This is a genomic window from Rhizobium sp. BR 250, from assembly GCF_047445855.1.
Taxonomy (GTDB): domain Bacteria; phylum Pseudomonadota; class Alphaproteobacteria; order Rhizobiales; family Rhizobiaceae; genus Agrobacterium; species Agrobacterium tumefaciens_I.
The window spans coordinates 26,062-38,257 of the sequence record NZ_JARWKW010000011.1 but is presented as its reverse complement, the minus strand read 5'-3'; the positions used below and the strand labels follow the sequence as shown (position 1 = coordinate 38,257).

Sequence of the window (12,196 nt, the reverse complement as noted above, 5' to 3'; positions counted from 1 at the left end):
GTTTTTTGCCAGTAATGCGGGATGGGTTCAGCAATAGGGAAGGCTGATGCGGAAGCAGGCGCCACCGGTGGATGAATCGCTGATGGTGATCTCGCCGCCGTGGTAGCGGACGATTTCCTGAACGAGGTTGAGACCGAGCCCGGTGCCCCGATCCTTTGGCCGCAGGCGATGGAATGCGTCGAACACCAGTTCCCTGTCCTCTTCGGGAATACCGTTGCCTTCGTCGGAGATGTCGATCACGCGGTTCGCCGCGATTTTGACGGTGATCGTGCCGCGATTGCCGCCATGTTCGATGGCATTCTGCACGATGTTCATCAGCGCACGCTGCAGCGAGGCGTCGTCGGCAAGGGCGAGGATCGGCTCTTCGTCCGGCTCGAAAGAGAGATTATATCCCTGTGAGATCGCAAGCGGCGCCATATCCGCAACGACGGATCTGCACAGGCCGACGAGATCAAGCGGAATAAGCGGTGCTTTCTGGCCGCCCAGACGTTGCAGGTCGAGCAATTGTTCGGCCAGCACGGCAATACGGCTGGCATCTGCCAAAATCCTGCTGCGGGCCGGGCCTTCCAGCAGCGTTTCAACACGGGTCTGGAGAATGGCGACAGGGGTGCGCAATTCATGGGCGGCATCGAGAATGAAACGTTTGTGCCGTTCATAGCCATCGTCCAGCCGCTGCAATGCGCCGTTGACGGCATGCACGAGTGGCTGCACCTCCCGTGGAATATTGCCATCCGGCAATCGATATCCGCGTTTGTCGATGTCGATGGTTTCCGCCGTGCGCGCGATGGTCGAGAGGGCGCGAAATTCCCTGCGAATGATCCAGGGAATGGTTACGATCGTCACGATCGACATGAGAATGAGAACCGGCATGATCAAGATATTGGAGAACAGCAGGACGGGGAAGGTCATGCTGAACGGCCCGCCTTTGCCGATCATGACGAACTCTCCAGCCGGCCCCGAAGCGCGGCGCACGACAGCTATTCGCACCACGGCGAGATAGGAATAGGACAGTGCCGCGTCGCGTACGTCGGAAATCCTGATATCGCTCAGCTGCTGGTCCATGTTGAATGCATCCGGTACCTGCCCGGCCTTTACGACTTCTCCTTTTTCGCTAACCGCGGTGAACCAGAAATCGGAGGTATTGTTGCGGAGCTGGGTGAATTCTGGTGTTTCTTTGAGAACCAGTTGGCCATCCTTATCCCGCACGATTGCTTTGGCAGTAATCTGGGCCGCCTCGGGGCTCAGCAGGGCGCTTCCAGCCCCGCCGGTCGACAAATAGGTGACGATGGCTGCGGTGACGACGAAGAGGCTGCCGATCTGAAACAGCAGCAATTGAATGGTCAGGCGGCGCTTCAGCGATTTCCTCTTCACGCGGTCGCCCTCAGGAGATAACCGACACCGCGAATGCCGTGAACCTCAAGGCCCGCATCCGCAGCTGCCAATTTGCGGCGCAAACGGGAAATATGGGAATCGAGTGCATTGGACTGGATTTCATCATCGAAATTATAGACGGCCTCCTCCAGCAGCGGGCGCAGCACCGTTCTGCCCTGTCGCCGCAACAATGCTTCGAGGATCAGCAGCTCCCGTCTCGTCAGGGGAAGGAATTCACCCTTGATACGCACTTCGCGGGTTTCGAAGCAGAATTCCAGCCTGCCCAGTCTCGCCGTCATCGTCACGGCGCCAGCCGGCCGGCGCATCAGGGCACGGATGCGGGCAAGCAGTTCCTCAACGGCGAAAGGCTTGGCCAGATAATCGTCCGCGCCGAGATTGAGGCCGTTGATCCGGTCCGCAAGCGCACCCTGGGCCGTCAGCACGATGACGGGTGGGGTGACGGGCAGGAGACGCAGATCTTCGATAAGCTCGATGCCATCACCATCGGGCAATTGCCGGTCGAGCACGACAAGATCGTGAACACCGTCCATGATGGCATGACGGGCAAGATCGAGCGTGCCGACCGTATCCACGATAATATCGAACCGATGGAGTGCGGCGGACAGGGCTGCTGCCATTTCGCGTTCGTCTTCAACAAGCAGCAGGCGCATGAATTCGTCTCGGCAATGTCCGGCTTCGTCTCCCGAAGAGGAAGAACGCGCGTGAAGTCAAAAAACGACGGCGCCGTTGACGCTCTGAGCGAGTGGTGCGGCGCCGTTGGGTCAATATAGCCATGCAAAAGGAGGACGGGAGAAGGCAGGCCACCAACCCCACATTCCTGCAAAGCCATACTTATCCTGCCATGGTCGGATTGCCTAAACATTACGCCTGTCGCGGGCCGTCAGGCCACGGAAAAAGCGTCTATTGTTTCGCCTGCGTGGTATCCGGTATCACGCGGTAGTCATCGATACGGCCTGCCGGGGCATCCGCCATCTCGCCCCGTTTGGTCAGCCTTTCGCGGGGCGATTCCACCACGGATACGCGTGACGGACCAGCCGTCAAAGGGGTATCGCCAAGCAGCTTGTCGCCGCCATCGAGATTGGGATCGGTCAGGCTGATCGGCTGGGTGCGCACCTGTCCCGCATCGATGCCGAGCGCCGGCAGGGAGGTGAGCGCCGGCAAATTGCTGCCGTCGAGTTTCACGAGGTCCGGTCCAGCACTGTCGAGGTGCCTGCGCACGAATTTCTCGACGTAAAAGGCGAGCTTGCGCTTGCCGGCCTGCGTCATGCCGATGCCGTCCGCCTCACGCAGGCGAGCCTGCTGGCCGTTCATATCATAACCGGTAATGACGAATTTTCCGGCCTCGTCGACGAAACCGTCCCATACATCCACGAATTCACCGCCATATTTTTCAACATGGCTGCGATAAAGCCGGTTGAAGCCGACGAGATCGGCCGAAAGCGAGGGCGATTGGAAGGCGGGCACGCCAACCCAAAGCACCGGTACCTTCGGGCGGCCGGCAAGGGTCAGAAGCTCATCGATCCGCCGTTCATATTCCTTGAACCAGACTTCCGTGCCGAATTTTTCCCTGACATCACCGATCTGCATCTGCTGGCGATCGTTCGAGCCCATCATGATGACAATGGTGGCCGGATTGGTCTCGCTTATGAATTGCGGCAGATTGGTAGACCAGTCGTAATAATCCTTGCGGACGAGGCCGGAGGAACCGTTGGCACGCACATCGACGGCGATCGCCGGCGAACTGGCAAAGGCATTGACCAGCTCTTCCCCCATGCCGCCGGCGAGGAAGTCGCCGATGACCAGAACGCGTCTCGCATTTTCAAGCTTGGCGGCAGGCTCCGGTTTTGCGGTTCGCATCTGAACGACCGAGGGAGCTTTCCGTGTTGGCTGTGGGCGGGTGACCGATCTTTCACGCGGAGCGGCCGGAAAATCCCGGCGGCTGCGGGGCTGATATTCGCGGCCTGATCCACCGTCGCGGCCCACGGGCTTGCCAAACAGCATTTCGAAAAGGGTGCGTCGCTGCTCCTGTGCGAAGGTCTCGGAAGGAACGAGCGGCACACAGAGCACGACGGAAAGAATGATGGCGCAGAAACGCCAACCCGTCTTTCCGTTTCTCGCCGCAGGTTTCCTACTCATGACATCAACCCTTCCGGATGCATCGGCGGCGTCCATGACGTCGCCGAATGCGCCGGCACATTATCAATTGCGCAGTGCTTTCAGCAATCGCTGCGACGGCTCGCCGTCCTTTTCCATGCCCATGCGGGACTGGATGGCGCTGATGGCGGCCTTGGAGCCGGAGCCGAAATTGCCGTCGATCTCGCCATCATAATAACCGAGTTCCTTCATGCGGGTCTGGAGTTCGAATTTTTCACGAATATCCAGTGTGCCGTCCGGGCGCGGCCATTTCTGCTGCATGCCACCATAACCGGCGATTTCGTCCGCAAGCAGGCCGACGGCCAGCGCATAGCTGTCCGAGGCGTTGTATTTCTTGATGGTGAAGAAGTTCTTCATCATCAGGAAACCGGGGCCGTTCGCTCCGCCCTGCAGTTTCAGCATGGCGCGATCGGAACCGCGGGTGAAAGTCTTGCCGTTCGGGCGGGTGAAGCCGAGCTTCGACCATTCCGCGATGGTCTTCGTCTGCCCTTCGTAACGGGCGCCGCCACGTGGTACGGCGGTCTCATAACCCCAGGTCCGGCCGGGTTCCCAGCCGTTCTTGGAAAGAAGGTTGGCAGCGGTCGCCAGCGCATCCGGAACCGAATGCCAGATGTCGCGCTTGCCATTGCCGTCCGCATCGACCGCATAGAGCAGGTAGCTGGTCGGAATGAACTGGGTGTGACCCATCGCGCCCGCCCAGGAACCCGTCAGCTGTTTCGGCGTGACATCGCCGGCCTGAAGAATCTTGAGTGCGGCGATCAGCTGGGTGCGGGCGAATTTGGCGCGTTTGGGATCGGAATAGGCGAGCGTCGCCAGCGCCTGCGGAATGTTGTGCAACCGCTCCGGCTTTTCGAGAACCGCGCCGTAATTGGACTCCATCGACCAGATGGCAAGAATGATGTGTTTGTCGACGTTGAAGTTGCGCTCGATCCAGTTGAGTGTCGTCGCGTGTTTCATCTTCATTTCGCGGCCAATCCGCACCGTATACGGATTGACGCGGGAATCGACATAATCCCAGATCTGGGTAGTGAATTCCGGCTGGAAGGTTGCCTTGCGCAGCGCGTCCGGATCCGGCTCGCTGACACCGGCAAAGGCCTTCTGATAGGTCGCCTTGCTAATGCCTTCTTTGGCGGCTGTTGCGTAGAACTGGTTGATCCATTGCTTGAACCCTTGATCGGCCCGGGCCGAGACGGGAGCCAGCGAGATTGCCAGACCTGCAACCATCATGCAGCCGAATTTGCGGACACCTGAAAGGATCATCTTTGTCATCGTCTGTCTTTCGTTCTCTCGAATGTCATTTCGATTGCGAAAACGCATCGGGCGTCGTCATGGATAACAAAAGAACGTCAACAAATTCTTTACCATTAATAGATGGTAGCGTCACCCTTTACAAAACGTTGTTATTTTTGAAATAACAACAGCGTGCGGGGATTGTGATCAAGTTTTATCTCTCAGGAGGGATATGTGGTAGAACAGAAGAAAATTCGGAAGGCCGTATTTCCGGTCGCGGGTCTTGGCACCCGTTTCCTGCCCGCAACCAAGGCAGTTCCGAAAGAAATGCTCACTGTCGTCGACAAGCCGGTCATTCAATACGTCGTCGATGAGGCGGCGGAAGCGGGCATCGAGCATTTTGTATTTGTCACCGGCCGTGGCAAGGCGGTGATCGAAGATTATTTTGATATTCAATTTGAACTCGAACAAATGCTGCGCGAGCGCAACAAGAATGCCGAGCTGACATTGCTGGCCGGCCTTCTGCCCAAGGCGGGCACCGCAAGCTTCACGCGCCAGCAGGTGCCGCTTGGTCTCGGCCACGCGGTCTGGTGTGCGCGCGACATCGTTGGTGATGAACCTTTTGCGGTGCTTTTGCCCGACATGATCATGCATTCGCAGAAAAGCTGCCTCAAAGGCATGGTCGAACTTTACGACCAGACCCGGGGCAACGTCATCGCGGTGCAGGAATGCGCTCCCGACCAGACGCATAAATACGGCATTGTCGGCGTAGGTGATGCCGTCGGCGAAGGCTTCAAGATTACCGAAATGGTCGAAAAGCCGGCCAAGGGTACGGCGCCGTCGAATTTCTTCATCAACGGCCGTTATATCCTCCACCCGGAAATTTTCGATATTCTCGAAAATCAGGAACGCGGGGCCGGCAACGAGATCCAGTTGACGGACGGCATGCTGACGCTCGCACAGTCGCAGCAGTTCGCCGGCTATCATTTCCGTGGCCAGACCTTCGATTGCGGCGCCAAGGATGGTTTCATCCTGGCCAACGTTGCTTTTGCACTGGAACGCGGCGATATCCGCCCGGCGATCGAGGAGCCGATCAAGGCTCTGATCGACGGTCTGAAATAATCGACCGAACACACAGGGAAATCCCGGCCTTCGTGCCGGGATTTTCATTTGGGGCTCATTATCGCTTCAGGACAAGTCCGGCGCCGACACGCAATTCGTTGCTGTCATAAACCGGCGTCCACTGGTAGCTGACGTCAGCGGTCAGGTCGAGATAGCGGTTCAGCCCCCAGGTCAGGCCGGCGCCTGCCGTATATTCCACGGCATCCTCCGTGTTGGAAGAGGGGAATGTGCGATGCACGATCTGCCCCGTCAGGCGCGCGACCAGATTGCTGCGCAATTCGTGGGTCAGGCCGGCATCCAGCCGATAGGAAACCCAGCCGCCCTGTGGACCGCCGGCGAAGTCCTCTATCGTCGTACGCAGGCCGAGATTGACGTTCGTGCCGCGCTGGGGTGACCAGTTAAGTTTGCCATCCAGCGTCAATGCGCCGATCGAGGCCAGGCGATCATCGTCATATTGCTTGCGCAGATAACCGATGGCGGCTTCGCCGCGGGTCTTCTCGCCAAGATCGACTTCCGCGCCGACCTTCGCCCCATAGGCATTGGAGGAGCGGGCATAGCCCGAATTGTCGAGACGCCTGTCATATTGGGTCGTCCCCACATTAAGTTCGAGGAAGGGGATCAAGGCCGGTGATAACTCATAGCCGATGCGTCCGCGCAGGTTCGCGCCGTTCTGGTCGCGGTCGCTGAGGCTGATCGGCTGGCCGTCGATACCCTTGGCATCCGTATAGACCGTGCGGGAAAGATCGAGCGCTGCCAGCCCGCGCAGCTTGCCGAAATCGCGTTCTATCGAGGCGCCGGCGGTGAAGCGGTGTTCGCCGCCCTGCACGGCGGCGCCGGTCAGGGCGTTGGGGTCCGTCGTGTCCTCGCGGCTGAATTCATAACCCGCCTTGAGATTGGCGGTTGTTTCCGCGCCGAGATCGAGCCGCAGATCGGCCTCAATCCGTGCCCTTGGCTCTTCGCCATCCTTTTCGCTGCCGAAGTTTCTCTCCCAGGCGCCATCGCCCGTCACCGTCAGCGCGTGGCGGGACCAGTCGCTGGTCAGCGTACCGCGTATGCCTGTCGTCAGATAGTTGCGTCTGGAAGGGCCGCCGGTATTCGTCTGTTTTTCCGTGTTGATCGTCTGGCTGATCGAAGGTCGCAGAACCAATGTGCCGAGCCGGATGCCGGGCGTTTGCCCTGGTTCGGTTGTCATTCGCGGGTTTTCACCGCCATCTACCGTCGGTTCGTAGGGGTTCTCGGCATCGGCATAAGGTTGGCCAGCTTCGTCCGGTTGTTCGTAAATCGGATCGCCGGGATTGCTCGAGGGACGCCAGAGTTGCGGGACGGGTGCAGGCGCAGGCGCCGCCTGCGTCGTGCCTGTGGTCGCCCCTGGTTCCGTTGTGGGTGTGGCTGATAATGTCCCGTTGCCGGCGGGAACAGCGCCCGGCAAGGCTGTCGCCGCAGTCTGCGCGAAAGCGCTCGGGGAAAAAAACGTGCAGGCGAGCAGCAGGGTTGCTGCTTTCCGCGACGTCGGCAGACGTGTGGCGGTGCCCTTCACACTCATTCCTTTTCACCCGGCGAATTTGGCCGATGCCGGATCGAAGATTTGCCAATGCCTCGCCTCAGCCCAAATGAGGCCGGTGAAATGACATTGGCGAACCAGGGACCAGACAGGCGACGCAAGTTTTAACATCGCTTTAACAATAGGTTTTTTATGGTTAACAGTTGATAAAGATCGCCAGGATTTCAGCGCGTCCGCAGGGGCGAAATATCGGCGAGACCTGTCGGCCGTCTTGGCAGCCTGATTTCACCGATTTCGATTGCTGTTGGAAAATGGTCATAAGTGCAAAATATTTCTAATATGAGAAGATTAAAACGTTTCAATTTGGCGCGGAATCGCCCTATGATTTAGAGGAGCTGATCCTCTTTTGCTCAGCAAATCGTATTGAATTTATTTTGTGTGACGCCTCGATTTATGAATCCCGTTTTGAACATCAAGCAGGTCGGTTTTTATTGTTGGGATATTACCAACGACCGTTTTTATATGGATGAGATATGCGCTGAATTCTTCGGGATTTCGCTGAGGCAGGCGATGCAGGGCATCAGCATTTTTCAGATGCTCGAAAAAGTGCATCTGGATCATCGAAATCGCGTGATCGAGACGGCACTGACGACCCTGAAGGCGGCGAGTTTTTATAATCAGGAATATGCCGTTCACCGTAGCGATGGCTCCGTCTTGTGGGTAAGGACGCTCGGGCGATATCTGGTCGATGAGGAGAACATCCCCTTCAAACGGCTTGGAACGATGGAGGAGATTTCTCCACCGGATCTGCGCCATTGATCCCGAAGCTGCCGCACAATTTCGGGCCGCATTTGCGAAAACCTGGCGCTGACCGGCTGAAGAGTGGACTTATTCCGGCTGAAAGAGTAACAGTCGGCCATGATTACGCGCGCCGTCAAACTGGTTGAAGACAATGCCATCGAATCCGCCGTGCGGACGATTTCGATGGAGCGGGCTGGCCTTGCCGCCCTTGAGGATGCCCTGAGGAACGGTCTTTCCGACCCCTTCTGCAAGGCGATCGAGACCATCGGCCAGTCGAATGGCCGCCTCATCATCACCGGGGTCGGTAAAAGCGGCCACATAGGCGCAAAGCTTGCGGCCACCTTTGCCTCCACCGGAACGCCTGCCTTTTTTGTGCATGCGGCGGAGGCCAATCACGGCGATCTTGGCATGATCGGCGGCGATGATGTCGTGCTGGCCATTTCCAAGGGCGGCGAAAGTGCGGAACTGCGCAGCATCATCAATTATTCGCGCCGTTTTTCCATTCCGCTGATCGCGCTCACCTGTTCGGAAACTTCATCGCTGGCGCAGGCCTCCGATATCGTGCTTCTGGTGCCCAATGAGCAGGAGGCCTGCCCGCTCGGTCTTGCGCCCACCACCTCCACATTGATGCAGCTGGCGTTGGGTGATGCCCTTGCGGTTGCGCTGCTGGAGGCGCGCAATTTTACCGCCGGCGATTTCAAGGTGTTTCATCCCGGCGGCAAGCTGGGTGCGAGCCTCACGCTGGTCAGCGATATCATGCATACCGGTGATCGTGTGCCGCTGGTCAGCAAGGGAACTGCGATGCCGGAAGCGGTGGGCGTTCTCTCGCGCAAGCATTTCGGCTGCGTCGGCATTCTGGACGAAGATGGGCGCCTGTGCGGCATCGTCACCGAGGGCGACATGGCGCGCAACCTGTCGCGCAACCTCGCCGAATTGACGGTTGACGATATCATGACCCGCACCCCGAAGACCGTCAAAAAATCCGTTCTTGCGACCAGTGCGCTGGCGACGCTGGAAAAATTCCACATCGGCGCGCTGATCGTCGTTGATGACGACAACCGGCCGGTTGGGCTGGTGCATTTCCACGATCTCTTGAGGATCGGTGTGGCCTGAGGCCATCGCTGCCCCTGAAAACCTATCGGTCGATCGGCTCGATTGTCAGGGTGCGCCCGCGTGCAGACGCGATCCTGACACGGGTTCCGGCGGGCAGGTCTTCGCCATTCACCGGCCACCAGGTGTCGTCCAGCCTTATCCGGCCGCGCCCTTCGACAATCGGTTCCTGAAGGGTCGCCGTGCGGCCGACAAGGCTTGCCTCCCGCTGGTTCAGGAAAGGCTCATCGCTTGCCGCGCGGTTTCGGCCGAAATATTTCCGGCCGAGCAGGGCGAAGATGACGGATAGCGCGGCAAACAGCACCAGCTGCAATTGCCAGGCCCAGAATGCCGCATCCCATAAAAGCAGCGAAAGCGCGCCGATGACCAGCGCGGCAAGGCCGATCCAGATCAGGAAAACGCCGGGGGCGATGAGTTCGGCGGCGAGCAGCACGAAGCCGACGATCCACCAGCTCCAGGGTCCCAACTCAGTGGCAAGCCGTTGCAGCATCGTCACTTCTCCGATGAAGAGCCGAAGGGATTACCGGGGATCGTGACGTTGATGCTCTGGCCGGAAGGTCGGGCCGGCGGCACGGAGCGGGACGATGTGGAGGCGGCGGGCGCAGTCGGCGCATCGCCCTTGTTGCCGAACACTTCTTTCGCAATCGTGCCGATGCCGCCGAGAGAGCCGATCAGCGCCGAGGCTTCCATCGGCATCAGCACGATTTTGGAATTCTTGGCGGTACCGATCTCGGCAAGCGCTTCGGTGTATTTCTGGGCGACGAAATAGTTGATGGCGTGGACGTTACCGGCAGCAATGGCTTCCGAGACCATGCGGGTGGCGTTGGCTTCGGCCTCGGCCAGACGTTCGCGTGCTTCGGCATCGCGGAACGCCGCTTCGCGCTGGCCTTCCGCCTCCAGAATGGCGGATTGTTTTGCGCCTTCCGCGCGCAGAATCTGGGCATTGCGGGCGCCTTCGGCTTCCAGCACCTGCGCGCGTTTTTCGCGCTCGGCCTTCATCTGCCGCGCCATGGAATCGACGAGGTCCTTCGGCGGTGCGATGTCCTTGATTTCGATACGGGTGACCTTGATGCCCCATGGTCCCACCGCCTCGTCCACCACGCGCAGGAGGCGATCGTTGATCGCGTCGCGGTTCGACAGCAACTCGTCGAGGTCCATCGAACCCATCACCGAGCGGATGTTGGTCATGGTAAGGTTTTCGATCGCCATTTGCAGATTGGATATCTGATAAGCGGCCTGTGCGGCATTGAGCACCTGATAGAAGGTGACGGCATCGGCCGAGACACTGGCATTGTCGCGGGTAATGACTTCCTGCGTCGGGATGTGGAGCACCTGCTCCATCACATTCATTTTCGAGCCGATGCTTTCGAAGAACGGTACGATGAGGTTCAGGCCGGGTTCGAGCGTGCGGGTGTAGCGCCCGAAGCGTTCAACCGTGTAACGATGCCCCTGCGGCACGGTCTTGATGCCGGCAAACAGCACCAGAATAACCAGAACAACCGCCGCTATGACGACGATGTCAAAACCGCCCAATGCAATCATCACTTTCCTCCTAGGATCAGAACGTCCGGGATTTATCCCAACAACCTTATGGCAAGATTACACCCAGCCTTGCAACTCCCGTCTTGCAACCTTTTCGAGAACATTCATGCCCTCGGCGCTGTCGTTCAGGCAGGGAATATGGGTGAATTTCTCTCCGCCATTATGCAGGAAAATTTCGCCGGCTTCACCGGCGATTTCTTCCAGCGTCTCAAGACAATCCGAAACGAAGCCGGGATTCATGACGGCAATGCGCTTGATACCCTCGGAGGCCAGTTTTTCCACGGTCTTGTCGGTATAGGGCTGCAGCCATTCTTCCGGCCCGAAGCGTGACTGGAAGGTGATCATGAAATCCTTCTCGGTCCGCCCCAGAGCCTCCCGCAGCAGGCGGGCGGTTTTCTGACAATGGCAATAATAGGGATCGCCCTTTTTGAAATAGGATTGCGGAATACCGTGGAAGGAGGTGATCAGCATCTCCGGCTCCCAGTCCAGCGTCGCCAGATGGTTTTTGACGGAAGCGGCGAGCGCCTCGATATAGGCCGGATCGTCGTGGTAGGGTGGCACGGTGCGGATGGCCGGCTGCCAGCGCAGCTTCATCAGATGTTCGAAAGCCTTGTCGTTCACGGTTGCCGTGGTCGATGCCGCATATTGCGGATAAAGCGGGAAGAGAAGGATTTTTTCACAGCCCTGTTCCTTCAGCGCGTCGATTTTCGAGGCGATGGAGGGCTGCCCGTAACGCATGCCCCAGTCGACCACGACGTTGGGCAGGTCCTTCAATGTTTCTGCCAGCAACTCGCCTTGGCTGCGTGTATAGGTGCGCAGGTAGCTTTCGTTGCGCTCGTGGTTCCAGATTTCCTCATAGGCCTTGCCGACCTTCTGCGGGCGCTTGTTGAGGACGATGCCGTAAAGGATCGGATACCAGTAGAGACGCGACCATTCGATCACGCGCTTGTCGCTCAGAAACTCCGCAAGATAACGGCGCATCGGCCAATAGTCCGTACCGTCAGGCGTGCCGAGGTTGACGAGCAGGACGCCCACCTTGCCAAAAGCTGTGCGGGGATGGTTTGCGGGGAGTGCGGATAGTTCTGTCGCCATGAATGATACCCTGAAACTCGGACTGGTTGTGTGAGGAGCGGTTCCGCCTGGGAAGGGCGAAACGCTCCATCGTGTGTTTTATGCATGCCGGACGCACACCGCGACGGGTTTTGCCGGAAATGCCCAAGCTATACGCTCAGGCCGCCAATTTGTTCACGTGTTCTAGACGAAATTTTTCAGGATTAAACCACCAGCGGAGGCTATTTCGGGGGCAGGGGGAGCCGCGGGTTATCCTTTGTCGGCATGCGACGC

Annotated in this window: 11 protein-coding genes; 3 read left to right on the top strand and 8 right to left on the bottom strand. The window is 58.6% G+C overall.

Going from position 1 to position 12,196, the window contains the following annotated elements; all coding sequences use genetic code 11:
* Window positions 1-27 precede the first annotated feature (27 nt).
* The 4 genes from QD336_RS17720 to QD336_RS17705 form a co-directional block, all read right to left on the bottom strand.
* Window positions 28-1,371: a sensor histidine kinase gene (locus tag QD336_RS17720; RefSeq protein WP_499171535.1), complete on the bottom strand. Its 1,344-nt coding sequence runs from the start codon at window positions 1,369-1,371 to the stop codon at window positions 28-30.
* Window positions 1,368-2,042: a response regulator transcription factor gene (locus QD336_RS17715; protein ID WP_269346569.1), complete on the bottom strand. Its 675-nt coding sequence runs from the start codon at window positions 2,040-2,042 to the stop codon at window positions 1,368-1,370. Before QD336_RS17715 ends, QD336_RS17720 begins: the two co-directional genes overlap by 4 nt.
* A gap of 250 nt (window positions 2,043-2,292) precedes the next feature.
* Window positions 2,293-3,528, bottom strand: coding sequence for an SGNH/GDSL hydrolase family protein (locus tag QD336_RS17710; protein WP_499171534.1), 1,236 nt, complete (start codon window positions 3,526-3,528; stop codon window positions 2,293-2,295).
* 63 nt (window positions 3,529-3,591) lie between these two features.
* Window positions 3,592-4,815, bottom strand: a complete 1,224-nt coding sequence (locus QD336_RS17705; RefSeq protein ID WP_269346573.1) for a lytic murein transglycosylase — start codon at window positions 4,813-4,815, stop codon at window positions 3,592-3,594.
* A 195-nt stretch (window positions 4,816-5,010) separates the two neighbouring features.
* On the opposite strand from QD336_RS17705, the gene galU reads away from it, so the two are divergent.
* Window positions 5,011-5,898 (top strand): UTP--glucose-1-phosphate uridylyltransferase GalU, encoded by an 888-nt coding sequence (gene galU, locus QD336_RS17700; RefSeq protein WP_499171533.1) that lies wholly within the window; start codon window positions 5,011-5,013, stop codon window positions 5,896-5,898.
* Between the two features lie 58 nt (window positions 5,899-5,956).
* Here the strand turns inward: galU and uppP are convergent, their stop codons facing one another.
* Window positions 5,957-7,441, bottom strand: a complete 1,485-nt coding sequence (uppP, locus tag QD336_RS17695) for a polysaccharide biosynthesis protein UppP (protein ID WP_499171532.1) — start codon at window positions 7,439-7,441, stop codon at window positions 5,957-5,959.
* 411 nt (window positions 7,442-7,852) lie between these two features.
* Between uppP and QD336_RS17690 the strand changes: the two genes are divergently transcribed.
* Window positions 7,853-8,218: a PAS domain-containing protein gene (locus QD336_RS17690; protein ID WP_331284202.1), complete on the top strand. Its 366-nt coding sequence runs from the start codon at window positions 7,853-7,855 to the stop codon at window positions 8,216-8,218.
* 99 nt (window positions 8,219-8,317) lie between these two features.
* Window positions 8,318-9,313 (top strand): KpsF/GutQ family sugar-phosphate isomerase, encoded by a 996-nt coding sequence (locus tag QD336_RS17685; protein ID WP_499171531.1) that lies wholly within the window; start codon window positions 8,318-8,320, stop codon window positions 9,311-9,313.
* Window positions 9,314-9,335: 22 nt separating this feature from the next.
* Here the strand turns inward: QD336_RS17685 and QD336_RS17680 are convergent, their stop codons facing one another.
* Genes QD336_RS17680 through hemH form a run of 3 tightly spaced genes read right to left on the bottom strand, consistent with a single transcriptional unit; the run spans window position 9,336 to window position 11,944 of the window.
* On the bottom strand, window positions 9,336-9,800 hold the full coding sequence (locus tag QD336_RS17680) for an NfeD family protein (RefSeq protein ID WP_499171530.1): 465 nt from the start codon (window positions 9,798-9,800) through the stop codon (window positions 9,336-9,338).
* Between the two features lie 2 nt (window positions 9,801-9,802).
* Window positions 9,803-10,852: an SPFH domain-containing protein gene (locus tag QD336_RS17675; protein ID WP_499171529.1), complete on the bottom strand. Its 1,050-nt coding sequence runs from the start codon at window positions 10,850-10,852 to the stop codon at window positions 9,803-9,805.
* A 57-nt stretch (window positions 10,853-10,909) separates the two neighbouring features.
* Window positions 10,910-11,944: a ferrochelatase gene (gene hemH / locus QD336_RS17670; RefSeq protein WP_499171528.1), complete on the bottom strand. Its 1,035-nt coding sequence runs from the start codon at window positions 11,942-11,944 to the stop codon at window positions 10,910-10,912.
* Window positions 11,945-12,196: the final 252 nt, after the last annotated feature.

What these genes read in the sequence shown, in the direction of transcription:
- QD336_RS17715 (WP_269346569.1), bottom strand. Translation starts at nt 2,042, where the DNA reads ATGCGCCTGCTGCTTGTTGAAGACGAACGCGAAATGGCAGCAGCCCTG.
- QD336_RS17710 (WP_499171534.1), bottom strand. Translation starts at nt 3,528, where the DNA reads ATGAGTAGGAAACCTGCGGCGAGAAACGGAAAGACGGGTTGGCGTTTC.
- QD336_RS17705 (WP_269346573.1), bottom strand. Translation starts at nt 4,815, where the DNA reads ATGACAAAGATGATCCTTTCAGGTGTCCGCAAATTCGGCTGCATGATG.
- uppP (WP_499171532.1), bottom strand. Translation starts at nt 7,441, where the DNA reads ATGAGTGTGAAGGGCACCGCCACACGTCTGCCGACGTCGCGGAAAGCA.
- QD336_RS17690 (WP_331284202.1), top strand. Translation starts at nt 7,853, where the DNA reads ATGAATCCCGTTTTGAACATCAAGCAGGTCGGTTTTTATTGTTGGGAT.
- QD336_RS17685 (WP_499171531.1), top strand. Translation starts at nt 8,318, where the DNA reads ATGATTACGCGCGCCGTCAAACTGGTTGAAGACAATGCCATCGAATCC.
- QD336_RS17680 (WP_499171530.1), bottom strand. Translation starts at nt 9,800, where the DNA reads ATGCTGCAACGGCTTGCCACTGAGTTGGGACCCTGGAGCTGGTGGATC.
- QD336_RS17675 (WP_499171529.1), bottom strand. Translation starts at nt 10,852, where the DNA reads ATGATTGCATTGGGCGGTTTTGACATCGTCGTCATAGCGGCGGTTGTT.
- hemH (WP_499171528.1), bottom strand. Translation starts at nt 11,944, where the DNA reads ATGGCGACAGAACTATCCGCACTCCCCGCAAACCATCCCCGCACAGCT.